Origin of the sequence: Micromonospora sp. WMMD754 (assembly GCF_049315235.1) — a bacterium.
In the GTDB taxonomy this organism is placed as follows: domain Bacteria; phylum Actinomycetota; class Actinomycetes; order Mycobacteriales; family Micromonosporaceae; genus Micromonospora; species Micromonospora sediminicola.
In genome coordinates this window covers 2,454,062-2,480,016 of record NZ_CP186058.1, presented here as the reverse complement: position 1 = coordinate 2,480,016, position 25,955 = coordinate 2,454,062, and the positions used below count along the sequence as shown (strand labels likewise).

The 25,955-nt window shown below is 73.4% G+C and carries 28 protein-coding genes, 1 tRNA gene and 1 pseudogene; 15 read left to right on the top strand and 15 right to left on the bottom strand.

Features of this window, described 5'->3' with window-relative positions; genetic code table 11:
• The first annotated feature begins 53 nt into the window (after positions 1-53).
• Both rfaE2 and ACN27B_RS12065 read left to right on the top strand, forming a co-directional pair.
• On the top strand, positions 54-1,928 hold the full coding sequence (gene rfaE2, locus ACN27B_RS12070) for a D-glycero-beta-D-manno-heptose 1-phosphate adenylyltransferase (protein ID WP_253865995.1): 1,875 nt from the start codon (positions 54-56) through the stop codon (positions 1,926-1,928).
• Positions 1,925-2,797: a glycosyltransferase gene (locus ACN27B_RS12065; RefSeq protein ID WP_099162848.1), complete on the top strand. Its 873-nt coding sequence runs from the start codon at positions 1,925-1,927 to the stop codon at positions 2,795-2,797. Before rfaE2 ends, ACN27B_RS12065 begins: the two co-directional genes overlap by 4 nt.
• On the opposite strand, the gene ACN27B_RS12060 is transcribed toward ACN27B_RS12065, so the two are convergent.
• The 3 genes from ACN27B_RS12060 to ACN27B_RS12050 all read right to left on the bottom strand — a co-directional run bounded on the left by ACN27B_RS12060 (position 2,772) and on the right by ACN27B_RS12050 (position 4,958).
• The gene (locus ACN27B_RS12060) at positions 2,772-3,854 is read right to left on the bottom strand and encodes a glycosyltransferase family 9 protein (protein ID WP_422745938.1); all 1,083 of its coding nucleotides are present in this window, start codon (positions 3,852-3,854) and stop codon (positions 2,772-2,774) included. The two genes, ACN27B_RS12065 and ACN27B_RS12060, sit on opposite strands and share 26 nt — an antisense overlap.
• Positions 3,855-3,927: 73 nt before the next feature.
• Positions 3,928-4,455, bottom strand: a complete 528-nt coding sequence (locus ACN27B_RS12055; RefSeq protein ID WP_396820834.1) for an Hsp20/alpha crystallin family protein — start codon at positions 4,453-4,455, stop codon at positions 3,928-3,930.
• Positions 4,452-4,958, bottom strand: coding sequence for a DUF2231 domain-containing protein (locus ACN27B_RS12050; RefSeq protein WP_099164804.1), 507 nt, complete (start codon positions 4,956-4,958; stop codon positions 4,452-4,454). Before ACN27B_RS12050 ends, ACN27B_RS12055 begins: the two co-directional genes overlap by 4 nt.
• A gap of 167 nt (positions 4,959-5,125) precedes the next feature.
• On the opposite strand from ACN27B_RS12050, the gene ACN27B_RS12045 reads away from it, so the two are divergent.
• The 3 genes and pseudogenes from ACN27B_RS12045 (at position 5,126) to ACN27B_RS12035 (ending at position 7,565) form a co-directional block, all read left to right on the top strand.
• Positions 5,126-5,746 (top strand): pyridoxamine 5'-phosphate oxidase family protein, encoded by a 621-nt coding sequence (locus tag ACN27B_RS12045; RefSeq protein ID WP_422744967.1) that lies wholly within the window; start codon positions 5,126-5,128, stop codon positions 5,744-5,746.
• A gap of 178 nt (positions 5,747-5,924) precedes the next feature.
• Positions 5,925-6,371, top strand: a pseudogene (locus tag ACN27B_RS12040) (SRPBCC family protein); the annotation flags it as partial.
• Positions 6,372-6,650: 279 nt separating this feature from the next.
• Positions 6,651-7,565, top strand: a complete 915-nt coding sequence (locus ACN27B_RS12035; protein WP_099162853.1) for a Nif3-like dinuclear metal center hexameric protein — start codon at positions 6,651-6,653, stop codon at positions 7,563-7,565.
• A 4-nt stretch (positions 7,566-7,569) separates the two neighbouring features.
• Here ACN27B_RS12035 and ACN27B_RS12030 read toward each other — a convergent pair whose 3' ends face one another.
• Complete coding sequence (locus ACN27B_RS12030; protein ID WP_422744965.1) at positions 7,570-8,526, bottom strand: SDR family NAD(P)-dependent oxidoreductase; 957 nt, start codon at positions 8,524-8,526, stop codon at positions 7,570-7,572.
• 86 nt (positions 8,527-8,612) lie between these two features.
• On the opposite strand from ACN27B_RS12030, the gene ACN27B_RS12025 reads away from it, so the two are divergent.
• Positions 8,613-9,515, top strand: coding sequence for a cupin domain-containing protein (locus tag ACN27B_RS12025; RefSeq protein WP_422744963.1), 903 nt, complete (start codon positions 8,613-8,615; stop codon positions 9,513-9,515).
• 13 nt (positions 9,516-9,528) lie between these two features.
• On the opposite strand, the gene ACN27B_RS12020 is transcribed toward ACN27B_RS12025, so the two are convergent.
• Together ACN27B_RS12020 and ACN27B_RS12015 are read right to left on the bottom strand one after the other, a co-directional pair.
• The gene (locus ACN27B_RS12020) at positions 9,529-10,071 is read right to left on the bottom strand and encodes a hypothetical protein (protein WP_422744961.1); all 543 of its coding nucleotides are present in this window, start codon (positions 10,069-10,071) and stop codon (positions 9,529-9,531) included.
• Positions 10,072-10,133: 62 nt separating this feature from the next.
• Positions 10,134-10,499 carry a hypothetical protein gene (locus tag ACN27B_RS12015; protein WP_157779143.1) on the bottom strand — a complete coding sequence of 122 codons (366 nt, stop codon included), beginning with the start codon at positions 10,497-10,499 and terminating at the stop codon, positions 10,134-10,136.
• Positions 10,500-10,630: 131 nt separating this feature from the next.
• Between ACN27B_RS12015 and ACN27B_RS12010 the strand changes: the two genes are divergently transcribed.
• Positions 10,631-11,014 (top strand): hypothetical protein, encoded by a 384-nt coding sequence (locus ACN27B_RS12010; protein WP_253865997.1) that lies wholly within the window; start codon positions 10,631-10,633, stop codon positions 11,012-11,014.
• An 83-nt stretch (positions 11,015-11,097) separates the two neighbouring features.
• Positions 11,098-11,727 (top strand): VOC family protein, encoded by a 630-nt coding sequence (locus tag ACN27B_RS12005; RefSeq protein ID WP_422744959.1) that lies wholly within the window; start codon positions 11,098-11,100, stop codon positions 11,725-11,727.
• Between the two features lie 378 nt (positions 11,728-12,105).
• Here ACN27B_RS12005 and ACN27B_RS12000 read toward each other — a convergent pair whose 3' ends face one another.
• Both ACN27B_RS12000 and ACN27B_RS11995 read right to left on the bottom strand, forming a co-directional pair.
• The gene (locus ACN27B_RS12000) at positions 12,106-12,474 is read right to left on the bottom strand and encodes a hypothetical protein (protein WP_099162857.1); all 369 of its coding nucleotides are present in this window, start codon (positions 12,472-12,474) and stop codon (positions 12,106-12,108) included.
• A gap of 105 nt (positions 12,475-12,579) precedes the next feature.
• Positions 12,580-12,963 (bottom strand): VOC family protein, encoded by a 384-nt coding sequence (locus ACN27B_RS11995; protein ID WP_099164807.1) that lies wholly within the window; start codon positions 12,961-12,963, stop codon positions 12,580-12,582.
• A gap of 681 nt (positions 12,964-13,644) precedes the next feature.
• Between ACN27B_RS11995 and ACN27B_RS11990 the strand changes: the two genes are divergently transcribed.
• The 5 genes from ACN27B_RS11990 to ACN27B_RS11970 all read left to right on the top strand — a co-directional run bounded on the left by ACN27B_RS11990 (position 13,645) and on the right by ACN27B_RS11970 (position 16,385).
• Positions 13,645-13,947 (top strand): hypothetical protein, encoded by a 303-nt coding sequence (locus tag ACN27B_RS11990; protein ID WP_157779144.1) that lies wholly within the window; start codon positions 13,645-13,647, stop codon positions 13,945-13,947.
• 459 nt (positions 13,948-14,406) lie between these two features.
• Positions 14,407-14,631 carry a hypothetical protein gene (locus ACN27B_RS11985; protein ID WP_422744956.1) on the top strand — a complete coding sequence of 75 codons (225 nt, stop codon included), beginning with the start codon at positions 14,407-14,409 and terminating at the stop codon, positions 14,629-14,631.
• Positions 14,632-14,633: 2 nt separating this feature from the next.
• Positions 14,634-15,737 (top strand): WXG100 family type VII secretion target, encoded by a 1,104-nt coding sequence (locus ACN27B_RS11980; protein WP_422744954.1) that lies wholly within the window; start codon positions 14,634-14,636, stop codon positions 15,735-15,737.
• Complete coding sequence (locus tag ACN27B_RS11975; RefSeq protein ID WP_422744952.1) at positions 15,734-16,042, top strand: hypothetical protein; 309 nt, start codon at positions 15,734-15,736, stop codon at positions 16,040-16,042. Before ACN27B_RS11980 ends, ACN27B_RS11975 begins: the two co-directional genes overlap by 4 nt.
• A 34-nt stretch (positions 16,043-16,076) precedes the next feature.
• Positions 16,077-16,385 (top strand): site-specific integrase, encoded by a 309-nt coding sequence (locus tag ACN27B_RS11970; RefSeq protein ID WP_422745935.1) that lies wholly within the window; start codon positions 16,077-16,079, stop codon positions 16,383-16,385.
• A 92-nt stretch (positions 16,386-16,477) separates the two neighbouring features.
• Here ACN27B_RS11970 and ACN27B_RS11965 read toward each other — a convergent pair.
• Positions 16,478-16,554: transfer RNA gene (locus ACN27B_RS11965), tRNA-Thr, on the bottom strand.
• A gap of 131 nt (positions 16,555-16,685) precedes the next feature.
• On the opposite strand from ACN27B_RS11965, the gene ACN27B_RS11960 reads away from it, so the two are divergent.
• Complete coding sequence (locus tag ACN27B_RS11960) at positions 16,686-18,419, top strand: metallophosphoesterase family protein (RefSeq protein WP_422744950.1); 1,734 nt, start codon at positions 16,686-16,688, stop codon at positions 18,417-18,419.
• 26 nt (positions 18,420-18,445) lie between these two features.
• Here the strand turns inward: ACN27B_RS11960 and ACN27B_RS11955 are convergent, their stop codons facing one another.
• The 6 genes from ACN27B_RS11955 to tmk all read right to left on the bottom strand — a co-directional run bounded on the left by ACN27B_RS11955 (position 18,446) and on the right by tmk (position 24,387).
• Complete coding sequence (locus tag ACN27B_RS11955) at positions 18,446-19,291, bottom strand: PSP1 domain-containing protein (protein WP_422744948.1); 846 nt, start codon at positions 19,289-19,291, stop codon at positions 18,446-18,448.
• Between the two features lie 260 nt (positions 19,292-19,551).
• Entirely contained in the window at positions 19,552-20,220 is a 669-nt protein-coding gene (locus tag ACN27B_RS11950) for a hypothetical protein (protein ID WP_099162863.1), read from the bottom strand.
• Positions 20,220-20,525, bottom strand: a complete 306-nt coding sequence (locus tag ACN27B_RS11945) for a hypothetical protein (RefSeq protein WP_099162864.1) — start codon at positions 20,523-20,525, stop codon at positions 20,220-20,222. The genes ACN27B_RS11950 and ACN27B_RS11945 overlap by 1 nt, the downstream gene beginning before the upstream one ends.
• A 1-nt stretch (position 20,526) precedes the next feature.
• A complete protein-coding gene (locus ACN27B_RS11940; protein ID WP_099162865.1) occupies positions 20,527-20,856 on the bottom strand; it encodes a YbaB/EbfC family nucleoid-associated protein in 330 nt (109 codons plus the stop codon).
• 151 nt (positions 20,857-21,007) lie between these two features.
• A complete protein-coding gene (locus tag ACN27B_RS11935; RefSeq protein ID WP_422744945.1) occupies positions 21,008-22,324 on the bottom strand; it encodes a DNA polymerase III subunit delta' in 1,317 nt (438 codons plus the stop codon).
• Positions 22,321-24,387, bottom strand: a complete 2,067-nt coding sequence (gene tmk / locus ACN27B_RS11930; RefSeq protein ID WP_253866753.1) for a dTMP kinase — start codon at positions 24,385-24,387, stop codon at positions 22,321-22,323. Before tmk ends, ACN27B_RS11935 begins: the two co-directional genes overlap by 4 nt.
• A gap of 307 nt (positions 24,388-24,694) precedes the next feature.
• Between tmk and ACN27B_RS11925 the strand changes: the two genes are divergently transcribed.
• Positions 24,695-25,903 (top strand): amino acid deaminase/aldolase, encoded by a 1,209-nt coding sequence (locus ACN27B_RS11925; protein WP_099162867.1) that lies wholly within the window; start codon positions 24,695-24,697, stop codon positions 25,901-25,903.
• Positions 25,904-25,955 lie beyond the last annotated feature (52 nt).

Genomic DNA, 25,955 nt, shown 5'->3' with positions numbered 1-25,955 from the left:
CGCCCGGCCGGCGCGCAGGTTTGGCCGGTCGGCGCGGGGGGACCCGGAGGGGCATGGCAGGAGCAGCAGCGGAAGAGCGCCGGCTGGCCACCGTGGTGGCGAGCTGGCAGGGGCGTCCCGTGCTGGTCGTCGGCGACGCCATGCTGGACGAGTGGCGGTTCGCCGAGTCGGAGCGGCTCTGCCGGGAGGCCCCGGCGCCGGTCCTCACCCTGCGCCGCCGGATCTCCGCGGCCGGCGGCGCCGCGAACACCGCGGTCAACGTCGCCGCCCTCGGCGGGCGGGCCGCGCTGGTCGCCCCGGTCGGCGCCGACGTGGCCGGTGACGAGCTGCACGACTGCCTGGACCGCGCGGCGGTCTGGGACCGGACGGTGAGTCAGCCCGGCCGTCCCACCCCGGTCAAGCGGCGGATGCTCGCCGGCAACCAGATCCTGCTCCGGGAGGACTCCGGCGGCCCGGAGGACGCGCTCGACGAGGACGGGGTGGCCCGCCTGCTGACCGCGCTGCACTGCGCCACCGAGGAGCTGCGCGCGGTGGCCGCCGGGCATCCGCTCACGCTGGTGGTCTGCGACTACGGCCTGGGCGCGCTGCCCTCGGCGGTACGCGCCTGGCTGGTCGCCAACCGGGACCGGTACGGCACGGTGGCGCTGGACGCGCACGACCTGGCCGACTGGCGCGGGCTCAACCCGACCGTGGTGACCCCGAGCTTCGCCGAGGCGACCCGGCTGCTGGCCCGCGCCGCCGCCGGCTTCGCGCACGCCGAACGGGGTGCCGTCCGCGGCGGCGGCGACCTGCACCTCGACCACCCGGCGGAGGCCGACGGCCCGTCCGAGCTGGTGGTGGGCGCCGCACCCGGCGGGGCCGGCGAGCGGACCACGGGCGGCCCGCACCCGACCTCCGGAGCGCCCGCCGCGACGGCCGCCACCGGCGGTCCGGCCGGGCCGACGGGTGAGCCGACACCCGGCGAGGAGCGGGTGGCGTTGACCGGGGACGGTCTCAGCGTCACCGGCACCGGGGTGACGGTGAACGCGGCGGCCGGCGAGGGCGTGGACCGGGCGGTGCTGGCCGAGTCACGCCTGCCCGAGCTGCGCGCCCACACCGGCGCGGACGTGGTGGCGGTGACCCTGGACACCGAGGGCGCGGTGGTCGGCGGCGCCGACGGCTCGCCCCGGCGCAGCCACAGCACCCCGGTCCCGGCGAGCCACGCGGTGGGCGCCGGGGACGCGTACCTGGCGGCCATGACGCTGGCGCTCGCCGCCGACGCGGGCCTGCCGACCGCCGCCCAGCTCGCCCAGCTCGCCGCGACCATCACGGTCGCCGACACCGGCACCTGCGTGTGCCGTCGGGAGGACCTGCTCGCCGCGCTGGGCACCGGCGGTGAGGAGGCCGGGCACCCGGCCCTGGTCGGCGCCGAGGAGCTGACCGCGCTCGTCGCCGACCACCGCCGGGCCGGCCGTTCGGTGGTGTTCACCAACGGCTGCTTCGACGTGCTGCACCCCGGGCACGTCCGCTACCTGACCCAGGCCCGCGCGCTCGGCGACCTGCTGATCGTGGCGGTCAACTCGGACGGCAGCGTGCGGCGGCTCAAGGGCCCGGACCGGCCGGTCAACCCGGTCGAGGACCGGATCGCCCTGCTGGCCGCGCTGGCCTGCGTCGACCACGTGGTGGTGTTCGAGGAGGACTCGCCGGCCCGCCTGATCGAGGCGGTCCGCCCGGACGTCTACGTCAAGGGCGGCGACTACCCGCCGGAGATGGTGCCGGAGGCGCCGCTGGTCCGGCGGCTGGGCGGCCAGGTGCGCACCCTCGGGTACGTGCCGGACCGCTCCACCTCGGCGATCATCGACCGCATCCGCGCCCAGGCGGCCAGCGAGCACCGTGAGGCCGTGCCCGACCCGCACCTTCCCGCCGTGGGCGAGGGCAGGCCGGCGTGACCCGACCGCTGGACCCGGGCACGCCCGAACAGTTCCGCCGGCCCCGTCGGCTGGACGTGCTGATCCCCACCCGCAACCGGCCGGCCGAGTTGGCGGTCACCCTCTCCGGGCTGGCCGCCCAGGAGGGCGTACCCGGGTTCGGGGTGGTGGTCAGCGACCAGTCCGACGGCGACCCCGCGTACGCGCACCCGGCGGCGGCCACCATGGTCCGGGCGTTGCGCCACCGGGGGCACCCGGTGCTGCTGACCCGGCGGCTGCCCCGACGCGGGCTGGCCGAGCACCGCTCCTACCTGCTGTCCCGGTCGGCGGCCGACGCGGTGCTCTGCCTCGACGACGACGTGTGGCTGGAGCCGGGCGCCCTGTCCCGCCTGGTCACCGCGCTGGACGAGCTGGGCTGCGGGTTCGTCGGCAACGCCGTGCACGGGCTCTCCTACGCCGACGACGTCCGCCCCGACAGCCACCGGCACTACGAGGAGTGGCCGGGCCGGCCGGAGCCGGAGCGGATCCGCCCCGGCACCCCGGAGTGGCACCGGGCGTCGATCCATCCGGCGGCGAACCTGCTGCACGTCACCGAGAAGCTGAACCTGCCGGCGGGCGCGTGGCGGGCGTACAAGGTCTCCTGGATCGGCGGCTGCGTGCTCTACGACCGGGCCAAGCTGGTCGAGTGCGGCGGCTTCGACTTCTGGGAGCGGCTGCCCGAGCGGCACCAGGGCGAGGACGTGGCCGCCCAGCTCGCCGTGCTGGAGCGCCACGGCGGCGCCGGTGTGCTGCCCAGCGGGGCCTACCACCTGGAGTCGCCGACCACTGTCACCGAGCGGGACGTGGAGGCGTGGGAGGTCGTGCTCAGCGAGTCGACGGCGGAGGTGTGAGCAGCTCCCGGGCCGCCTCCACCACCTCGGCGACCGGCACGTCGGCCACGAACGACACCCGGTGCGGGCACTCGCCGTCGCCCGGGCGGTGCGGGTAGATCCCCGGCGTGCAGTCGACGCCGCAGACCGGGCAGAGCGTGGTCCAGGCGGCGATCGGGCGGTGCCGGCCGCGCAGCGGTGAGGCCCCGTTGATCAGGTTGCCGACCCAGAAGATCCCGACCGTGGGCGCGCCCACCGCGGCGGCCAGGTGCAGCGGGCCGGTGTCGTTGGAGACCACCAGCGCGCAGTCCGCGTAGGCCGCGGCCAGCGCGCCGAGGCTGAGCGTGCCGACCTGCGGGCGCACCGGCACGCCGGCCGCCGCGACGACCGCGTCGACCGTCTCCCGCTCGGCCGGGGTGCCGGTGACCAGCACCTCGTACCCGTCCCCGGCCAGCGCCCGGGCGACCTCGGCGAAGCTCTCCGCCGGCCAGCGCCGCCGGGTGTCGGTGGCGCCCGGGTGCAGCGCCACCCGGGGCCGTTCGGGCGCGCCGAGCACCTCGGCGGCCTCGGTCCGGTCGGCGTCGGTCACCGCCAGCGCCGGGGTGATCGTGGTGGCCGGCGCCCCGACCAGGGCGGCCACCTCCAGATAGCGGATCACCTCGTGCTGGTAGTAGACGTAGCGCAACCAGCGGTCCAGCGGCGGCGCGCCGTCCGCCCGCAGCCCGGCGGTGACCCGGGCACCGAGCCCGGTGACGAACGGATTGGAGTTGGCGCCGCCGCCGTGCACCTGCAACGCCAGGTCGAACCGTTCGGTCCGGGCGGCGGCCAGGAACTCCGCCGGGTCCGCCGGGCTCTCGTCCGGGCCGGGGTCCCGGAGGCCGGGCGCGGGCGGCACCACCAGCACCCGGTCCACCGGGCCGGGCCGGTCGCGCCAGAGCGCCGCGTGCCACGGCGCGCCGAGCAGCACGATCTCCGCCGACGGGTACGCGGCCCGCAGCGCGTCCAGCGCCGGCAGCACGAAGATGAAGTCGCCGAGCGCGTTGGCACGCAGCACGGCGATCCGCTCGACGTCCGGCACCCGCTCACCGACCGTGCCGAGGACCGACGGCTCCGGGTCGCGGCGCGGCGACGTCGGGCTGGTCACGCGACCCCTACGGCCTGTCGATCTCGTCGACGGTGGTGTCCGGGTGGTGCAGTTCCCGGTCGGCGGCCGGATCGGCCGGGCTCGACGTACGGCCGGAGGCGGCGCGCGGGCCGGTGCGGCCGACGGTGATGGTGCGCGGCGCGGGCCGGGCCGCCCGGGGCAGGTGCACCCGCAGCAGGCCGTGGTCCATCACCGCGTCGATCCGCTCCGGGTCCACCCGGGACGGCAGGTCGACGCGGTATTCGAAGCCCCGGGTGGTGAACCCGCCGGGGATGCCCTGGTCGGCGTTGACCTCGGCCTCCGAGCGGGCGCGTACGCACAGCTCGCGGTCGTCCAGCTCGACGGCCACCTCCTCGGGCGCCACGCCGGGCAGCCGGACGACCACCTCCCAGCCGTCGGCGGTCTCGGCCATCTCCACGTCGGGGGTGCCGGAGCGGCCGCCGACCAGGCGGCTCAGCTCGGAGCGCAGCGACTGCAACTCGCCCATCGGGTCCCAACCCTGCTGGCGTCCCCGCCAGCCCCGCTGTTCCGTCATCGCACGTCTCCGATCCGCTGGGTGGCCGAGGGGGGTCGCAGCGAGCTGGGCGCGTTGAGGTCGTGCTCCGGGTCGACGCCGACGCCGAGCCGGTCGACCAGCTCCCCGCCGAGCCACGCGCTGATGCCGAGGATCGCCACCGCGACCACCTCGATCGCGAACAGCGCGCCGCCGGCCGCCCGAGAGTCCGCGTTGAGCCGGACCGCCCAGACCGCGGCGAAGAGCAGGATCACCGCCACGTTGGCGGCGGCGTGGGTGAGCCCGACCCGCTTCGCGCGGGTGCCGGTGGGCAGGGCCAGCAGGTCGAAGGCGCCGGCCGCCGCGGCCAGCAGGCCGCCGATCAGCCCGACCGTGACGTTCCAGTACGCCACCTCGCCGAGGAAGTCCGGCCCGCCCACGATGTCGATCAGGTCGAAGATCACCGCGGTCACGAAGAGGCCGACCGGGAACATCACCAGCATCGGGTGCACGGGATGGCCGAGCACCTTGAGTCGGCTCTCCATCACGGCCTCCATCCGTCGCGTCCGGACACGCGCTGCGATCCGGTCCCTACCCGTCGGCACCGGGGGCAAACCCGGCGCTCGACGCGCTCTCCTAGGCTGACCCTGGCGGATCCCGGCCCGTCGTGGGCCGAAACCGTCGTCAAGGTCAACGGACGGGGGAGGAAGACGTGACGACACGGGAGATCACCAGCACCGAGGAACTCCGCGACCTGCTGGGCGCGCCGATGCCCCGGGCGGTGGCGAAGGAACGCCGTACGCTGCACGCCCGCGACCGGGAGTGGCTGGCCGCCTCGCCGTTCTGCCTGATCGCCACCGCCGGCGCGGACGGCAGCTGCGACGTCTCGCCGAAGGGTGACCCGCCCGGCTTCGCGCTCGTGCTCGACGACACCACCATCGCCATCCCGGAGCGGCCCGGCAACCGGCGGGCCGACGGCTACCGCAACATCCTGGCCAACCCGCACGTCGGGCTGATCTTCCTGATCCCCGGCCGCACCGACACGCTGCGGATCAACGGCCGGGCCCGGCTGGTCGGCGACGCGCCCTGGTTCGCCGACATGGAGGTCAAGGGCCACCGGCCGGTGCTCGCCGTGGAGGTGGCGGTCGAGCAGATCTTCTACCACTGCGCGAAGGCGTTCCTCCGCTCCGAGCTGTGGCGGCCGGAGACCTGGCAGCCCGACGTGCTCCCGTCCCGGCCCCGGCTGGTCAAGGAGGTCGAGGCGGTGGCGGAGAGCCTGGCCGACCTGGAACGGCACTACGGCCCGGACTACGTCCGCAAGCTCTACGTCTGAGTCACGTCTTCGGCGCGAAGATCGCGGCGGCGGCGGCGATGTCACCGCCGATGATCTGCCAGTCGCCTCGGGGCGATCGTGGCGGACCCTCCGCGCGGGCGATCTCCGGTCGTCCGGTTGGGCCGGATCTGCGGGGGTACCGATCCCGGTGCAGACGACGGGACGACAAGGAGTGGTCATGACCAGGAAGGTCGAGAAGTCCATCGACGTCGACGTGCCGGTCACCACCGCGTACAACCAGTGGACCCAGTTCGAGGAGTTTCCCCGGTTCATGGGTGGCGTGCGCGAGGTGCGCCAGTTGGACGACCGGCGGACGCACTGGATCGCCGAGATCGCGGGTGTGCAACGCGAGTGGGACGCCACCATCGTCGAGCAGGTGCCGGACCGGACGGTGGCCTGGGCGGCCACCGACGGCACCACCAACGCGGGCACCGTCCGCTTCGCGCCGCTCGACACCGAACGCACCCAGGTCCACCTGCTCCTGGAGTACGAGCCGGAAGGGCTGGTCGAGCAGGCCGGCGAGCGGTTGCACCTGGTGGACCGGCAGGCCGAGTCCGACCTGGCGCGGTTCAAGGAGTACATCGAGGGCCGGCAGGTGGAGTCCGGCGGATGGCGCGGCACGATCGCTCCGGACAGACTCCCGTCCGAGGAGGCCGACCTGCCCGATCCGGCGGCGCGGCACCGTGCGGACACCGACGAGGAACCGCCGCCGCCGGAGACCGAGCCCGAGGAGGCGACGGCGCGGATCCCGGCCTCGCGGGACGCCGTCGGTCCGCGATAGACCTTTCTTCCTCCCTGCCGGAGTGGGCCCGGCGGACCGGCCGCGTGGCCGTGTCCGCCGGGCCCGCTTCGTTCCGCGTATTCACGCTTGCCGCTCCCGCCGCGGGCGGCGAGACTCCGGGGCGTGGATCTCAACCGGATCGTCGCCGCCCTGGACAGCCTGTTCGAACTCGACACGGCGCCGCCGGACACCGCGATGTCCCGCCACCTGCCCCGCGTTCACGAGGAGGCCGGCACCGACTGGCGGAGCTTCGTCGAGCCCAGGTTCGCCGAGCGCTTCAACGGGTTGATGCGGCGCGGACGGCCCGACGTCGGAACCGTGTACGGCGCCTGCTTCCCGTCGGCCGAGGTGCTCGACGCCTGGCTGGCCGTGGCCGAGCCGGGTGACCTGCTGGTCACCCACCATCCCATCGACGTCCGCAACGGCTCCCCGGAGGACGACACCTGGGCGGAGGGCTTCGTGCCGATCGACCCGGCGCGGCTGCGGGCCGTGGCCGAACGAGGGCTCTCCCTGTACTCCTGCCACGCGCCGATGGACGTCTCGCTGCGGGTCGGGACGGCCGCCGCCGCGGTGGAGGCGCTGGACGGCACCGTCGTCGACCGGTTCTGGCCGTACGGCGACGGCCACGCCGGGCTGGTGGCCGACGTCCCACCGGTCAGCTCCGCCACGCTCGTGCGGCGGGCGCGGGAGCTGTTCGGCGTGACCACCGTCGAGGTCGAGGGCGCCGACCGGGACGTCGTGACCCGGGTGGCGGTGGTCGGGGGCATCGGCGACCACGTCGAGCAGATGGCGCTCGCCGAACGACTCGGCGCGCAGGCGTACCTCACCGGCGAGCTGCACGTCCGGATCGAGGGCGAGTACGGGCGCAGCAAGTTCGCCGCCGTCCGGGCCTTCGCCGCCACCACCACCATGACCCTGATCGGGGTCTCCCACGCGGCCAGCGAGCACCTGGTCGTCGAGACCCAGTTGCGTCGCTGGTTCGCCGAGGAACTCGGGCTGACCCTGCACCCGATCCGGGAACCGCGCTGGTGGCGGTGACCGGTCACCGGCGGCCGGCGAGCACCGCCTCCGCGTACTCCCAGAGCCGGTCGGCGGCGGCCGGGTCGACGGCATGGGCGGCCACCCCGCCGGTCGCCTCCGGACCGCCCGCGACCACGTCGGCCTCCTGGTTGTCGTCGAAGTAGCGCCCGGTGACGCCCTCGACCAGCGGCGACGCGGCGAGCAGCACGGACGTCGCCGCCCCCTGGGCGGCCGTCTTGTAGTAGGGCTGCTCGATGCGGTTGCCCGCCTCGTCCATCGCCCCGAAGGCGCGCAGCGTCTCGTCGTCCATGTGGCGCTGGAGGTTCGTGGTGATGAAGCCCGGGTTCAACGCGTTGGCGGTGATCCCGTCGCCGCCCCACCGACGGGCGATACCCACCGCGAGCAGGACCTCGGCGGTCTTCGACCGGCCGTACGCGGCCCAGGTGTCGTACGGCTGCCGCTCGAACTGCGGGTCGTCGAAGTCGAACGCCTCCCGCAGGTGCGCGCCGGAGCTGACCAGCACCACCCGGGCCGACCCGGCCGCCCGCAGGTACGGGTGCAGGCCCCGGACGAGCGCGAAGTGGCCCAGGTAGTTGGTGGCCAACTGGAGTTCCCACCCCTCGGCGGTGAGCTGCCGGGCGGGAATCGCCATCACGCCCGCGTTGGCGACCAGCGCGTGCAGCGGGCCGTCCCAGCCGGCGAGGAACGCGTCCACCGAGGTCAGGTCCGCCAGGTCGAGCGCGGCGGCGTGGACGCGGCCGGCGAACTCCGCCACCAGCGGCTCCGCCCGGGCCGGCGCACGGGTGGCGACGGTGACCTCCGCGCCCGCGCCGGCGAGCGCCCGGACCGTCTCGGTGCCGATACCGGAGGCTCCGCCCGTGACGATCATCCGGCGGCCGGTCAGGTCGACGCCGTCGAGGATCTCGGCCGCCGTGGTGCGGGCCGTGAACGGGGTGCTCAGTCGGATGGTCTCTGTCATGACCTCCACGCTAGGGGCGGGACCGCTGGACTGTCCGTACTCTGGAATCCGCCACTCTTTAGCGGGCGTCCAGGGAGGGAGGTCGCGTGGATCCGCTGGACGACGTGCTCGCGCTGCTCGACACGACGAGCCACGTCTCGGCCGCCCTGTCCGCCGGCGGGCGCTGGGCGGTGCGCTTCGACCCGCCGACCGGGGTCAAGTTCAACGCCGTACGGCGCGGACGCTGCCTGCTGCGGGTGGACACCTCGCCGGAGCCGGTGCCGCTCGACGAGGGCGACTGCTTCCTGCTGACCCGGCCGGTCGGCTACACCCTGGCCAGCGACCCCGACGTGTCGGCCGAACCGGCCGGACCGATCTTCCGGGCGGCGGCCGACGGGCCGGCCCGGGCCGGCTCCGGCGACGAGGTCCTGCTGGTCGGCGGCGCGTTCTCCTTCACCGACCGGTCCCGTGGCCTGCTGCTGGACGGCCTTCCACCGGTCATCCACGTGCCCGCGACGACGCCGGAGGCGGAAACCGTCAGGTGGGCGGTCGGGGAGATCGACGCCGAACTCCGCCAGGGTCGCCCCGGCGGGCGGCTGGTCGCCGAACACCTCGCGCTGGTCATGCTGATCCGGATCCTGCGCCTGCACCTCGACCACGGAACCCCGGCCGGCTGGCTGGCCGGCCTGACCGACCCCGTGGTGGCCCCTGCCCTGCGGGCGATGCACGCCCACCCGGAACGGCCGTGGACCGTGGCGGCGGTGGCCCGCTCCGCCACCGTGTCCCGCTCGACCCTGGCCGCCCGGTTCAAGCAGGTGGTCGGGTGCGGCCCGTTGGAGTACCTCACCGGGTGGCGGATCGAGCTGGCCGCCGACCGGCTCCGCCGCTCCGAGGACACCGTGGCCACCATCGCCCGCGCCGTCGGGTACGGCTCGGAGAGCGCACTGAGCGTGGCGTTCAAGCGGGTCACCGGGCTCTCACCCCGGGCGTACCGGAACCGGACGGCCTGACGCCCGCCGAGCTCTACCCGGCCTGCTCCAGCGCGGCCCGGGCGGCGTCGACGAAGGAGTCCCGGCGCCTCGCCCGTTCCTCGATCGCGGTCCGCCGCCGCGGCCCGTGGACGTCGGCCGGCGGATCGCCGTCCGGCTCCGGGGTGGCCTCGCCGAGCAGTCGCCGCAGCTCACGGGACTCGCCGTTGATGCTCGCGGTGACCAGCTCCGCCTCCCGGGCGACCTCCTCCGGCCCTTCGAGCAGGACGATGTTGTACGCCTCGTCGAGACCGCGCAGCGCCTGGTACGTCTCCCCGTGGCCCGCCCCACTCTCCTGCCGCCAGTTCCGGTCGAGACTGCGGTACGCCTGGTCGCACGCGCCGAGGAACCCGACGTACGCGTCCCGGCGCCGCTGCGCCCTCTCCGTCGCCCGCTGCTCCGCCCGCTCCTCCCGAGCCCCCGTGAGATGGCTCGTGACCTGGCGACGGGCGGCCCACGCACCGATCACCCCGGTCATGCCGGCGGCGGCCAGAGTGGACATGGAGGTGATCAGCGCTACGGCGACCGTGTCCTGCACGCCATCCATGATCGCCCATCGGGCGGGCACGGGCAGGCCTCCGGCCCTCGCCGGCGCGATGGTCAGCCCGATCGGCTGACCCAGTAGGTCTGCTTGTGGCCCCGGGCCTCCATCCGCGCCGCCGTCGAGTCCGCCTCCGCCCGGCTGGCGTGCCGGGAGACCTCGTACCGGTTGCCGTTGTCGTCCTGGCGCCACACCGTCCAACCGTGGCGACGGTCCGCGGGCGGGGGCCAGATCGGGACGAACGCGTCCTCCGGCCAGTCCGGCAGCACCGTGCGACTGAGGGACATGAACACCGGACCGTGCGGGGTGTCGACACGCCAGTTCTCCCACTGGTCCAGATCGTGCGACGCGAACCGGGCCAGCAACCGCACCAGCTCCCGGACCTCCGCGTCGGTCAGCGGCCCGCCCGGATCCACGCTCTCCATGCGGCCACGATCCCAGAACACGCCGACCGGCGTCGATACGGTTGATCCGGCCGCCCCTCGCCGCCGGCCCGGCCAGCGACCGGGCAGAAGCCGCCTACACTGGCCGTGATCCGACCCGTCGGGAGTACGGAATGAGCCTCGACATCGCGGTGTGGGTGCCGAACGACGCCGCCCACGCCGGCCGGGTCGTCGTGGCGGATCCGCCGGGAACCAGTACGGCGGTGGGCACCGAGAGCGTTCGCCATCAGCTGTGGGGCTCGGCAGCCGCCCGGCGGCTCGGCGCGACGATCCTGCCGCAACTGGCGGACATCACCGTCGAGAATCGCGGGAATCTCCAGGTCTCACCGGCTCAGCTCGACGCCTTCGAGCAGGAGTGCGCGCTCCTGGCGGGGAACGTCGGGCACCTGTCCGCCGCGACGGGACACGACGCGGATCGGATCCTCCGGTACCTGGCCACCATGCGGCACGCCGTGACGCGCGCCAGGGCGGTCGGTGGTGGCGTCGTCATCTGGTAGTGGCGGCACGACCGGGGAAGCGATTCAGGGGCTCGGTCACGGCCGCTGACCCGGCCACCAGCGGCCCTGTTAGCTTCGCTGGCATGACTGCGCAGATCACCGCCGGGCAGTTCCACGAGGCCGACGGTGTCGAGGACTGGCGATCCCTCTACCACGTGGTCTCGGCCTGTTTCCGGACCGCTTCGCTGGCCGAGGGCACAGCGCTCGTCGATGCGATCGGTCGGCTCGCCGGCGAGGCCGAGCAGCAGTACCTGAGTATCGACCTGCGCCCCACCGGCGTCACCGTGTCCCTGTCCCGGCGCGACATCGGGCTGGCCCGCCGGATCTCGGCCGCCGCCAGGGCAATGGACATCCCCGCCGACCCGACCGCCGTGCAGCTCATCAACGTCACCCTCGACGCACTCGTCAGCGCGGAGGTGCTGCCGTTCTGGCGGGCACTGCTCGGATACCGCCAGATCGGCGACGACTACCTGGCCGACCCGGCACGTCGCGGCCCAGGCTTCGGGTTCCAGAACATGGACGCGGCGCGTCCGCAACGCAACCGCATGCACCTCGATGTCGCCGTCCCGCACGATCAAGCCGAGGCCCGCGTCGCCGCCGCCCTGGCCGCGGGCGGCCACCTCGTCTCCGACGCGCACGCGCCGAAGTGGTGGATCCTCGCCGACGCCGAGGGCAACGAGGCATGCGTCGCCACCTGGGTCGGCCGCGAGTAGCACCGTCCCGATCACACTTCCAGCCCGACACCACCGGTCCACAGCCTTGACGAGCCCGCTGTCGACCTTGAGAAACGGCGAAGCCCAGGCCAATGACCTGGGCTTCTTCACCGAGCCGCCTGACGGAATCGAATCGTCGCCCTACGCAATACCCGATCAAGTTGCCCGCCCCACCGAGCTGGGCACACAGCGGCCTGGCAGCGGAAATGCCTCCCGACATCGCACACTGATCCCCCGCTGTCTTCGCTGGCAGCCGCGTCGTCGTCGGGATCCCCTCTCGGGACCTGCTCTCCTCCGTGGCCGTTTGGATCATCGATCTGCTCGTCCTGTACGGAGTGATACGGCTGGCCGTTCGCCACGGTCCGTGAGAGTTCGGGTTCAGTCGTCGTGACCGGCAGCGGGGCGAAGGTGTTCCCACTGCGGGTCGTAGCAGACGAGCCCGTGTTCGGCGGCCATCTGTGCGGCCTCCGAGGAGACCTCGTCGGACCGGCTGAACGGGATCGTGAAGTAGACCATGGGGCCGGACGCCTCATCGATGAGGCCGTTCGACAGGAGGTAAAGCTCGGCGTCGCGGCCGTACAGGTCGGGCCATCGGGCCGCCACGGCGTCGACGTATGCCCGGATTCGCGGCGTCGGCGGCTGTTCCTCGCTCTCGAAGTACCGCTGATAATGGGCCTCGTATGCCTCACCGGCCGCTTCGTCGTTGGCGGGCAGATCGCCCTCCCACACCGCCAGGTCGTAACTCATGCGGGCAGCGTGCCAGTGCTGGCGGATCTCCTCGTCGGGCAGTCGTGGACCGTCCAGCGAGTGGTAGCAGAGCTGGATACCCGATCGCGGGCACTGGCCGTGGCGTCAAGCGACGCAAAACTCGTTGCCCTCGGGGTCCTGCATGACGACGTGACCGAGCACGTCGCCGTACCACTCCTCCCGGATTACCGTCGCGCCGGCGGATACCAACGCGGGGACCTTCTGCTGGATCAGTCGTGCCCGCTCGACCATGTCCCAGGGGCCTGGACCGGCCACCCGGAGGTCGATATGCATGCGGTTCTTGCTGGACTTGCCCTCGGGCACCTTCAGGAAGCTCATGGCAGGGCCTTGGCCGTCCGGGTCGACGATGGAGGCGTTGTCGGGCTCGTCGAAGCCAGGTTCCTTGACATAGCCGAGGGCGAGCGCCCAGAAGGCAGCTATCCGCTGCGGATCGTCGGCATCGCATCCCAAGGTCCAAAGAGTCGCCATGACGCCAAGGTACGGGGGCCCGCGACTGGCTGTCATCGGCGAGATCCCCTGCTCCCCGGTCTGCCCCACGCGTCCGCCAGGCGATCGAGCGACTAGCTCCGAGGGCATGAGCCACCCGCACGATGAGCTTGCGAGCATCCTCGCGTAGCCGCTTCCATCCAGAGTTTCTCCATGGCTTTGACGTACGCCGCGGCTTCCTCGTCGCGATGGACGTGTACGCGGGCCTGTTCGGTGACGACCTGGACGCCGTCCCCAACCGGCCAGCATTCGCGGCGCGGGACGCGGACCATCTGCGGACCGGCACGCCCGACGGCGGTCTCGTGGACCTTGAGAAACGGCGAAGCCCAGGTCGATGACCTGGGCTTCCGTACCGAGCCGCCTGACGGAATCGAACCGTCGACCTACGCATTACGAGTCTGTCGCGGCCTGGTGGTCGTCGTGGTCCTGGTCCCCGCCGACCTTCTGCTGCGGTCCGGCCGAGTCCGTCGCCGTTCGCAGGCTTGGCTGCTCCCGTGGCTGCTCCGGCCGGCGCAACGCCAACGTCCCGGGCGTCCTCTGAGCGGATGGAAGCGGACTGCGAGGAGTCACGCAACACGGCAGCCTGCTTCTGTATCGCTCTGCCTGGTTTAGCAGATACCAAAGGTGCGGCCAGGGGGACCAGGCGTGATGGGCTGTGCGTCGATGGGCGGCGAGAAGCTCCGCACCTGCCCGAGAGTCGCGTATCGAGTGATGCCACACCTCAAGGACCCAGCGTCGAGGCACGACCTTACGCCGGACGTACAAGCCAAGGGTGTCGTACATGCCAACTGCGCGGTTCATCAGGTAAAAGCTCTCGGAACGATCGTCGGGAAGCTGCTGCGATCTTCCGGCGTCAAACAGGAGCCGCCGTCCCTGCTGTATTTCGGGGGAGATGAGTTGCTCGTGCATGTACCTGTAGGCATCCCGTCGCTGTTGACTCCGCTGCACGAGCACGGTGCTCAGTGACAGGCCCACGGCCAGGGTCGCGATCACGACACCGAGCAAGTCCTTGTAGGTATTTACCCACTCCATGAGGCCAACGTAAAGACGGAAGGCAACCGGCCCGCCTCGTCTGTCCGTGTGGCGGCCTCGGGCGGCTGTCCGCAACCCCGCTGGGTGGATCCGGGCCTATCCTGTCGGCGTTTCGATACGTCGTTCGATCGTGGCGCTGAGCAAGGCCGGGCTAGCGCGATCGGTGCTCTCGCTGCTTCCTCGCCGCCCTTCTGAGTGGCATACGGGGACAGCCTCATCGGGTCGATGGTTGCTATCGTCACTCGCATGGTGGCAGGGAGTAACAAGAGCCGGCGGAAGTCTCGTAAGTCAATGTCCCCTGAGGAGCGAGGGCAAGCCGAGCGGGACCTCCGGGGTGCGGTCGCTGACCTGCAAGTCACCGCGTATTCCAACCTCCGAAACGCCATCGCCAACGTGGCGATCTTCTTCGGCTTCGTCGGCGTGTTCGCCACAGTCATCGGCGCAGCAGACGGGTTGCGGCTGATCCCGATGCTCGTCCTCGTTCTGGCTGGGATAGCCGGGGCCGTCTACTACCCGGCTCGTCACCAGCACACGTTGGCGGTCAGGCTGCTGATGGCATCCAGCGCGCTCGTGGTGATCGGGCTGGCCGGGCTGGTGCTCGTCGCCACGGTCCTCTAACCATGAGCTTCAACGTCGAACCTGGCGCGCTGGTCAACTACGCCCGACAGTTGGATCGCGCGAGTGGCGACGCGACCGCGATCTCCGGCTACATCGGCAACCACACCCAGGAGGCCACCGGGGGCGAACTGATCGCCATCGCCGCCGACGGCCATCGGCACGCCACCACCGTCATCACGGACACGATGAAGCGGCTGAACGCACTGCTCGACGCCTCCGGGCCGGAGTTGACCGCCGCCGCCGGCTACTACCGCAAGACTGACGTCAGGGCAGCATCAGACCTGGATCGCACCCTACCGGGTGCCATCCCCTGCCAGCCTCCGACAGCGCTGGAGGAGGAACTCAGGACCCTCGCCTGTCCCCCACCGCCCTTTGTCGACCTGCGCGATGTGACCGGCAGTCTCACCCCGCCACCGGAACCGGACTCACCGCCCAACGCCCTTGGCTGGATGGACTACATCAGTCCCACGTCCTGGGCCATGAAGGGCTTCGACACCGTCTTCGGCTTCGACCCGATCTCCTGGCTGCAAGAACGCATGTTCGGCAACTGGGAAGCCCTCGCCACCATGCAACCCGTCCTCACCAACGCCGGCAACGCGCTGCACGACCTGGCCCTCAACGTCCAGACCGGCGCCACGACCCTGCACCAGATGTGGCACGGACAGGCCGGAGACGCCGCACACAGCTACTTCACCCAACTGTCCGGCGCCACCGCCGCCCTGCGGGGGCCGCTCAACGACATCGGCCACGAGTACAAGGTCATGGCCGACTCCGTCTGGTCCATCGGTGAATCGCTCGGCGGCGTCATCAAGGGCCTCATCGACGCGGCCATCATCGCCGGCATCTCCGCCGCCGCCGGAACCATCACCGCGGCAACCGGCGTCGGCGCCGTCATCGGCTACGGCGTGGCCGCCGTTGAAGTCGCCAACATGCTCAAGCTGTGGGGCCAAGCCACACAGCTCTACCAACACGCCAACGCCGCCGTCCTCGCGTTCCGGTCCGCCCTGACCCACCGGCTCGGCGACCTCGAATCCGTCAAACTTCCCGCACTACCCGGCAGCAACGGCTACGACCATCCCCTCGTCGCGGCCGGCGCCACCCGATGAGCGACATCACCGACATCGCCAGCAATGACCCCCGCCGCATGAAAGCACTGCGCGACAGCCTCGACCGGCTCGCCGACAGCCCACAACCTGAACTCCGCGAGATGGCCCGCGCCGTCCTCAACGGCAACATCACGCTCAGGACAGCCGCCCTCACCAGCGCCTACGGTCCCGCGCTCAGCGACGCCTTCGGCACCTTCTGGACCTACTACAGCCAACTCGCCCCCGAAGAACGCCAGCAACTCGAAGCCACCGCCTACATCGACAACCCGGACGTCGCACACCGCCCGGGCAACGCCCAACCGTAACGGCGTCGTCCCGCCGACGTCTCGCTTACAAGCTCTGTGCGTAGCGTCCGTACGCGTCCGGGTCTTCGCCACCGCTGTTGGCACGCCCATCCACCCCCGCAACGACTACCGATCGTTCCGGGAGATCATCCGGCGGGCGGGCTTACGGCAGGTCCGTCTTCATGACCTGCGGCACACAGCGGCAAGCGTCCTACTCGCCCAGGGCGTACCCGCCCGCGTGGTCATGGAGATCCTCGGCCATTCGCAGATCAGCGTCACCCTCAACATCTACGCCCATGTGGCCCCGGAGATCGCCCGAGAAGCGGCCTCCCGGTTGGAGGGGGCGCTGTGGTCGGGTGAGTAGGTTGGCTGCTCGCTTGGCTGCTCAGCCTTCCGACTGCAAGCAAAAGGCCCAGGTCATGATCGGCAATCAAGCCGGTGACCTGGGCCTTTCCGTGGAGCCGCCTGACGGAATCGAACCGTCGACCTACGCATTACGAGTGCGTCGCTCTAGCCGACTGAGCTAAGGCGGCAACGATCGTCAAGTGTACGGCACGCCCCGCCGGAAGCCGAACGGGATACCCCTACACCAGAACCGGACATCGGGCACATCTGCCCGAGTACGGGAGAGACTTCCCGTCCGGACCGGACTACCCTGCGGCGGGTGAGCGAGGACCACGAACCACCCCGACCGTCCCCCGCGGCGCACCCGGGCGAGCGGGCCTCCCGCCGCCCGCTGAGCATGGACCCCCGGGAGCTGGGCTTCACCCCGCGCCCACCGGTCCCCTGGCTCGCGCCGCTGCTGCTGATCAGCACCGGCCTGCGGACGCTGCTCGCCATGCTGTTCGGCGCGTACCTGGACAAGCGTGAGCTGCAGAACGCCTTCGGCGACGACACGTTCCGGCAGGTCGGGCCGGACGGCGGGCTCTGGCTCGACTACGTGGCCGACCTGGGGGACGGCTTCGACGCCACCTACTCGATCGCGTACCTGCTGGCGCAGCCGGAGCTGACGGTGGACGGGCACCGGCTGCCCCGCGCGCAGACGCTGGTGATGGGCGGCGACCAGGTCTACCCGTCGGCGGGCTACGAGGCGTACGAGGACCGGTGCAAGGGTCCCTACCAGGCCGCGTTGCCGGTCGCCCCGCCGGAGCGGCCGACGCTCTTCGCGGTGCCGGGCAACCACGACTGGTACGACGGACTCACCGCGTTCCTGCGGCTGTTCGTGCGCTCCCGGGACCGGCACTTCGCCGGCTGGGGCACCGGCCAGTCCCGCTCGTACTTCGCTGTCGAGCTGCCGGCGGACTGGTGGCTGCTCGGCCTGGACGACCAGTCCGGGTCGTACCTGGACGATCCGCAGCTCACCTACTTCGACCAGGTCGCCCGCAAGCTCAACCCGCGGTCCAAGGTGATCCTGGCGGTGCCGGCGCCGACGTGGGTCAAGGCCGTCGACCACCCCAACGCGTACGACTCGATCGACTACTTCATCCGGACCATCGTCGCGCCCACCGGGGCGCAGGTACGGGTGCTGGTCTCCGGCGACCTGCACCATTACGCCCGCTACGCCGGCCCGGAGCGGCAGCTCATCACCTGCGGTGGCGGCGGCGCCTACCTCTACCCCACCCACCACCTGCCGGAGCGGTTGGAGGTGCCGCCGCGCGACACGCTCACCCGGCGCGCCAGCCGCACCCGCGAGTACGACCTGGCCGCCCGTTACCCGGACCGGGCCCGTTCCCGGCGGTACGGCTGGGGCATCTTCGGCCGGTTGCCGTTCCGGAACCCGGGCTTCACCACCCTGCTCGGCACGGTGCACACGCTGCTCATGCTGGCGATGGCCGGGGTGGCCGCGCAGCGGGCCGACTCCACCGCGCAGCGGCTGTTCAGCGTGCCGTTGGTGGCGATGCTGGTGGTGACGTTGCTGGGTGCGGCGTTCTTCGCCAAGCCGCCCAGCGCGGGCGGGAAACGGCACGCCCGGCACTGGATCCTCGGCGTGACACACGGGGTGGCGCAGGTGGCGCTGGCGGCCGGTGGCACCTGGGTCTGGCTGCACCTGCCGTTCTACGACTGGCCGTGGCCGTGGCCGGCGGTCGCCGCGGTCGTCCTCTACGGTCCGGCAAGTGGGCTGGTCGCCAGCCAGGTCGTGGCGCTCTACCTGCTGGTGGCGGGCGCGTTCGGGGTCAACCTGAACGAGTTGTTCGCCGCCCAGGGCATCGAGGACTCGAAGGCGTTCCTCCGGTTCCGGATCGACCCGGACGGCACCTTGACGATCTACCCGATCGCCCTGGACCGGGTGGCCCACGCCTGGCAGCTCAACCCGGACGACTCCCCCACCGCCCCCTGGCTGACCCCGAAGACCCCGCTGACCCCCCGCCTGGCCGAACCCCCCGTCACCCTCCGCTGACCGGGCACCGTGCCGGAGGCGGGAGGTCAGGAGGAGGTGTTGTAGTGCTGGTCGTGGGCCTGGCGGGGGGCGCAGACGGAGGCGCGGCTGCACTGGCAGCGGGAGCCGTCTGCATCCAGCCGGACCGTCACCGCGTCCCGCGGGACGCTGTGGCCGACCACCTTGCCCTCGCCCTCGGGGGTGGAGACGCGGCTGCCGACCGCCGGGGCGGACTCCTGGAACCGCTGGTAGAGCGGGTGCTCGTACTTCAGGCAGCACATCAGCCGCCCGCACGCGCCGGAGATCCGTAGCGGGTTGAGCGGCAGGTCCTGGTCCTTCGCCATCCGGATCGTCACCGGCTCGAAGTCGGTGAGGAAGGTGGCGCAGCACAGGTCGCGCCCGCAGGAGCCGATGCCGCCCTGCACCCGCGCGGAGTCGCGGGCGGAGAGCTGCCGCAGCTCGACCCGGCAGTGCAGCGTCGCGCCCAGGTCGCGCACCAGCGAGCGGAAGTCCACCCGGTGCGGCGCGGTGAAGTAGATGGTGGTGCGGTCGCTGCCGCTCTCCGGCGTGGCGAGGACGTGGTCGACGGCGACCACCTTCATCGGCAGGCCGTGCTCCCGGATCAGCCGCTTGGCGGCCACCTTCGCCTCGGCCTTGCGCCGGCGCAGCAGCTCGTCGCGGCGCAGGTCGTCGTCGCCGGCCAGCCCGGCCAGCCGGGGGAAACCGTCGGTGTCCTCGGTGACCCACTGCGCGGCCCAGACGCACTCGGCCACCTCGGGCCCGTCGTCGGTGGGCACCAGCACCCGGTCGCCCACCTGCGGGCGCAGCTCGCCCGGGTCCAGGTAGTAGAGGCGCCCGTACCGGTTGAAGCTGACCGCGCAGAGCATGCCCATGTGCCCACCCTACGCGGAGGCGCGCCGGCGGACGGCCGACCGGTCGCCGTCCGGTCACCCGACGCAGCGATCCATCCCGATCAACCCGACCGAAGCGCCTCCCACACCTCGCCCGGACGGCTGAATCCTGGGCCGGGCGCGGGACAAACGCCGGCCGACCGCGTTGAGTGAAGGCATACCTGCGGGGGGTGCAGGGGAAGGCCACGGCGTCGCCGCCGATGCCCGGCCACGGCCGGATCGGCGCGCGACGCCGTGGACCGTCAGTAGCCGATCCGGGTGGTGCCGCCGTAGCGCGGCGCGGTGGCGGCCCGGTCCCGCCACGTCGTCTCGGCCAGGCTCGGCCCCCACTGGCGCAGCAGCGTCTCGGCGCCGTCGTAGGCCACCCCGAGCACCGAGAGCACCCGGGTGGCGATCTCCGCCGCCGCCGACGCCCCGACCCGGCCCGCCTCGCCGCCCGGGCGACCGGCCGCGTGCACGGTGACCGCCTCGGCCGAGCCCAGCACCTCGGCGAGCACCCGGGCCAGGGCGGCCCGGCTGCTCTCCACCCAGCCGGCCAGCGCGTCGGCGTAGCCCGCGGTGGACTCCAGCCGCCCGACCAGGCTCTCCGGCCCTTCGTCGAGGTGCCGCAGCAGTGCGCCACGGGCCTCGTCGTAGGCCGCGGCGGCCGACCCGGACCAGGCGACCTGGTCGGTGAGCAGGGCGCAGGTGTCGTCGTAGCCCCGGACGAGCCGGCGCACGGCGTGGCCGGCGCCGGTCAGCGGCGCGGGGTGCAGGTCGAGGAACTCGCGCACGGCCGCACCGGGGAGGACCTGCATCCGGCGCAGCAACGGCCAGAGCCGGTGCCCCTCGGGCGCGCCGGCGGCCAGCAGCGCGTCGACCCGGGCGAGCAGGTCGAGGCCCGGCTCGGCCAGGCGGTCGAGCGCGTCCATCAGGCCTCCCGGGCCAGCCGGCGGGCCACCGCGTCGTCGGCCGCCGCGTAACGGTCGGCGGCACTGCGCAGGGCGGCCGCGGCGGTGGCCAGCCGGTTGGCGGCGGCCTGGGCCTCGCGCGCCCGGTCGGCGGTGGCGGCGGTCCACTGCCGGTGCAGCGCGCGCCCCACCTCACCGGGCCGGCCGACGGCGTGGGCGCCGAACGCGGGGTGCGGCGGGTCGGTGGCGGTCACCGTGCGGGCCAGCGTGGCGAGGGTCGCGCCGGCCTCGTCGAGGCGGGCGGCGAGCGCGCGCAGCGTCTCCATGTCAGGCTCCCGCCAGCGGCCGGTAGGCCGCGAAGGTCTCGTTGTGCAGCTTCTCCCGGGCCCACTGCGCCGCGTCGGCGGCGGCGGTCACCGCGGCCTGCACCGAGCCGGCCACGTCGCGCGGGCTGCGCTGGTGCAGCGGGCCGAGGAAACGCACGTCGGTGATCCGCCCGCCGGCGGTCACCACCACCTCGACGAGCCCGTCGGGTGAGCGGACGGTGACCTCGACCGTGGCCACCGCCTGGTCGAACTCGGCCTGCAGGGTCTCGATGCGGCGGTAGCGCCGCACCGCCTCCTCGATCCAGGCCTCGTCGATCTCCCCCCGCGGCATCGGCGGACTCCTCCCGGCCGGTCGGCGGCGCCGGCCCCCCGGCGTCGCCCTTACTGAGCGTGCCGCCTTCGTCACCACGGCATCACCGGACCGTACCGCACGTCAATCGCGCCTGTCGATGCCCTGTGGACAGGCCCGGGGTGGGGTGGGGTCAGCCCCGCCAGAGGGACAGCATCATCGCCTCCACCGCGATCCGCGGCTTGACGTTCGCCTCGATCGCCGCCCGGCACTCCAGCACCGCCTCCAGGCGGCGCAGCGCGCCCTCGGCCTCCCACTTCTGCGCACCGGCCCCGGCCAGCGCCGCCGTGTCGGTGTGCACCGGGGCGACCGGCGCCCGCAGCGCCATGGTGAGCGCGTCCCGGTAGAAACCGGCGAGGTCGACGAGCGCGCGGTCCAGCGCGTCCCGCTGGGCCCGGGTGGCCCGCGACTTCTGCCGCTTCTCCAGGTCCTTGAGCTGGCCGGCGGCCCCCCGCATGGCGCCGGCGGCGCCCCGGCCGGTGCCGCCCGCGCCGAGCGCGGTCTGCAGCGCCGCCCGCTCCGCCTCGTCGGCCTCCGCGACCGAGGCGGCGGCCTCCGCCTCGGCGGCCTCGATCAGCGCCGAGGCCGCGTCGAACGCGGCGCCCACGCCGGTGAGCCGGCGCGGCACCGCGAGCACGGCGTCCCGCCGCTGCCGCGCCTCCGGGTCGCGGGCCAACCGCCGGGCCCGGCCCACGTGCCCCTGCGCGGCCGCCGCGGCCCACTCGGCGACGTCCGGCGCGATGCCGTCCCGGCGGACCAGCACCTCGGCCACCGCGCCGGCGTGCGGCTGGCGCAGCGGCACGACCCGGCACCGGGAGCGGATGGTCACGGAGACGTCGTCCGGGTGGGTCGAGGGGGCGCAGAGCAGGAAGACGGTACGTGGTGGCGGCTCCTCGACCGCCTTGAGCAGCGCGTTGCCGGCGGCCTCGGTCAGCCGGTCGGCGTCCTCGATGATGACGACCTGCCACCGGCCGCCGGACGGCGTGCTCGCCGCCCGCAGCACCAGCGCGCGCATCTCGCCGACGCCGATGGAGAGCCCCTCGGGCACCACCAGCCGGACGTCGGCGTGCGTGCCGGCCAACGTGGTGTGGCAGCCCGGGCAGCGACCGCATCCGGTGCCGTGGACGCACTGCAGGGCGGCGGCGAAGGCGCGGGCCGCCACCGACCGACCGGACCCGGGCGGCCCGGTGAAGATCCAGGCGTGGGTCATCCCGGCGCCCGGGTCGGCGGCGGGGGGAGCCACCGGGCCGTCCGCGCCGGGCTCGTCGAACTCCTCGGCGAGCGCGTCGAGGCCGTCGTGCCCCTCGGGGTCCCCGGCGCCGGCCGGTGCGCCCGCGTGGGCCGCGACGGGCGCGGCGGCACGCAGCAGCGCGGCGGCCGAGGCGGCGGCCCGCCGCAGCGTGGCCACCGCCTCGTCCTGCCCGACCAGGTCACCGAAGACGTCCGTCATCGGCGGGTCTGCTCCATCGTCACCAGCTCCGCGTCGGATAACTCGGGCTGGACCGAGGTGTCCGGGCCCTGCGCCGGGCGCGGGTGCACGATCGCGGCCGGATCGACCAGGAACTCGTCCACCCGCCGGGCGACCGCGTCGGCGATCTCCTCGACCGGCCGGGACGCGTCCAGCACCAGGTAGCGCTTCGGGTCGCCGGCGGCCAGGTCGAGGAAGGCGTAGCGGACGCGCTCGTGGAACGCCAGCGACTCGGCCTCCAGCCGGTCGGCGCCCTCGCTGCGGGCCTCCACCCGACCCAGGCCGGTGCGCGGGTCGACGTCGAGCAGGACCACCAGGTCGGGCTTGAGGCCGCCGGTGGCCCAGGAGGAGAGCCAGGAGACCTCGTCGACCGGCAGCGTCCGGCCGGCGCCCTGGTAGGCCAGGGACGAGTCGACGTAGCGGTCGCTGACCACCACCGCGCCGCGGACCAGCGCCGGACGGACCACGGTGGCCACGTGGTGGGCGCGGTCGGCGGCGTAGAGCAGCGCCTCGGCGCGCGGCGACGGCGTGTCGTCGTGGGTGGTGCCCAGCACCAGCGAACGGATCCGTTCGCCGACCCCGGTGGCGCCCGGCTCGCGGGTGACCACCACGTCCCGACCCTGGCCGCGCAGCCGCTCGGCGAGCGTCGCGAGCTGGGTCGACTTGCCGGCGCCCTCACCGCCCTCGAAGACCACGAAGAGGCCGCTGGAGACGAACGGCTCGGCCGGCATCAGCGGGCGGCCCCGGATCGAACCCCAGAGGTCGGCGAGGACCGGCACGCCCTTCTTGTCGTCCATCTGCCCGAACGCGCTGATCCCGGCGAAGATGCCGGCCGCGCCGGCGGCGAGCAGAAGCAGCCGGGTCGAGGAGATCGAGATGCCCAGGTCGGCGATGGTGAGCTGGCGGGAGCCGCCGACGCCGACCAGCAGGCTGCTCAGCGCGATGGCCAGGATCAGCACCAGCCGGGTGCCGATCTGCACCACCGCGAAGACCCGGCCGCGCACCTCGTCGGCGACCTCGCCGCCGAGCAGCGTCGTGCCGGCCAGGAACGCCATGCCGGCGCCGGCGCCGACCAGGATCGCGCCGACGATCGCCATGGACAGGTGGATGGCGAACGCGAGCACCAGCACGGATGCGCTGGCCAGCACGATGCTCATGCCGAACCAGCGGCGGCGGGACATGTCCCGCACGATCATCGGGCCGAGCCCGATGCCGAGCGCCAGCCCGACGAAGATCGCGCCGAAGAGCAGCGAGAACGCGGCGTCGCCGGCGCCGAGCGAGTTGGCGAAGAACTTGGCCGTGCCGACCACGATGCCGCCGCCGGCGAAGGCGCCGAAGATGCCGAGCACCAGGCCCCGCACCAGCGGCGTCTGGCCGATGAACTTCCAGCCCTCGGCGAACTGGCGGAACATGCTCTGCTCGGCGCGCTCCCCCTCGCCGCGCTGGGCCTCGCTGATCTCCTTGATCCCGAACGCCACCACGAGCGCGGTGGCCAGCCGGGAGAAGGCGTTGAACCAGAGCGCGAGCTGGGCCGGCTCGGCCCAGTCGGGCAGGTCACCACCGACCGCCCCGCGGACGCCCCGGTCGAGCACGGCCAGCGCGACGGCGGCGGCCACCGGGGTCAGGCCGTACGTGGTGATCAGCGTGAGCTGGTTGGCCGCCTCCAGCCGGGTACGCGGGATCAGGTTGGGGACCGCCGCCTCCTTGGCCGGGATCCACATCAGGGTGATCGACTCGATCAGGAAGGTGGCGATCAGCGCCCAGCCGACCACCAGGCCGCCCGCGGCGCCGGTGAGCGCGTAGAGCGGGATCGACGCGAAGAGCACGAAGCGCAGCAGGTCGCAGATGACCATCGTCCACCGCCGGTCGAACCGGTCGGCGAAGACGCCCGCCACCGGGCCGAGCACCAGCGCCGGCAGCAGCCGGATGGCGGTCACGCCACCGAAGGCCGCGCCCTGGGCGGTGCTGCCGGACACCTGCGAGGCGGCGAAGAGCGCGGTGGCGAGCAGGCCGAGCCAGTCGCCGAAGGAGGCCGCGCTGAGCACGATCCACAGCCGGCGGAACGGCCGGATGCGCAGCACCGAACGGATGGCGGCGATCCCGGAGCGGTCGGCCTGTGTGCCGGGCGACGACACGCCGGGCGACTCGCCGTTCTTCTGGCTTTCGATGGCCGTACCTCCACGTGCCGGCCCAGATGTGGGCATCCCCGGTGGAACACTCTAGTCGCGCAGAGGGCGTCGCCCCCCGCGACATTCACCTGCTCGCCGAGCCTAGGCCGCCGGGACCACCGCCCGCAGCCCGGACAGACGCGAGGGTATTTCGCATTGCCGTCCAGACAGTTAGCGTGCAGACGTGGCCATCGACCGTGCCGAACTTCGCGATCGTCTCGACCGGGCGACCGCCCACCTCGACCCGCCGTACGCGGTGGTCGATCTCTCCGCGTTCGACGCCAACGCGGACGCGCTGGTCGGCCGGGCCGGCGGCAAGCCGCTGCGGGTGGCGAGCAAGTCCGTGCGGGTCCGCGAGCTGCTGACCCGCGCGCTCGCGCGCCCCGGCTGGCACGGTGTGATGGCCTTCACCCTGCCCGAGGCGGTCTGGCTCGCCCGGACCGGCGTCAGCGACGACGTGCTGCTGGCGTACCCGACCGCCCACCGGGCGGCGCTCGCGGAGCTGGCCGCCGACCCGGCCCTCGCCGACGCGGTGACGCTGATGGTCGACGACGCCGGGCAGCTCGACCTGATCGACCGGGTCTGCCCGCCCGGCCGCCGCCCCGCCCTGCGGATCTGCCTCGACCTCGACGCCTCCTGGCGACCGCTGCGGGGGCGGGTCCACGTCGGCGTGCGCCGCTCCCCGGTGCACAGCGCCAGGGCGGCCGGCACGCTCGCCGCCGCCGTCGCCGGCCGGCCGGGCTTCCGGCTGGTCGGCCTGATGTCGTACGAGGCACAGATCGCCGGCCTCGGCGACGCCCCGCCGGGGAAGGCGGTGCTCGGGTCGGCGATCCGGGTCGCCCAGCGCGGGTCGTACCGGGAACTGCTGGCCCGCCGGTCGGCGGCGGTCGCCGCGGTCCGCGAGCACGCCGACCTGGAGTTCGTCAACGGCGGCGGCACCGGCAGCGTGGCCGCCACCAGCGCCGACCCGGCGGTCACCGAGGTCACCGCCGGCTCGGGCCTCTACGGGCCGACGCTGTTCGACGCGTACCGTGCCTGGCGGCCGACCCCGGCGGCGTTCTTCGCCTGCGCGGTGGTCCGCCGGCCGACGCCCGCGATCGCCACCGTGCTCGGCGGCGGTTGGATCGCCTCCGGCCCGGCGGCGGACAGCCGGCTCCCCCGGCCCTGGCTGCCGGCCGGGCTGACGCTGCTCGGCGCCGAGGGTGCGGGCGAGGTCCAGACCCCGCTGGCCGGGGACGCCGCGAGCGACCTGCGGGTCGGCGACCGGGTGTGGTTCCGGCACGCGAAGGCCGGTGAGGTGTGCGAGCACGTCAACGAGGTGCACCTGGTCGAGGGCGACGCGGTGGTCGCGACCGCGCCCACCTACCGGGGTGAGGGGCGGGCCTTCCTCTGACCGGGCCGGGACGTGACGACGGCGGGTCCCGGCGCACTCGCAGAACCCGCCG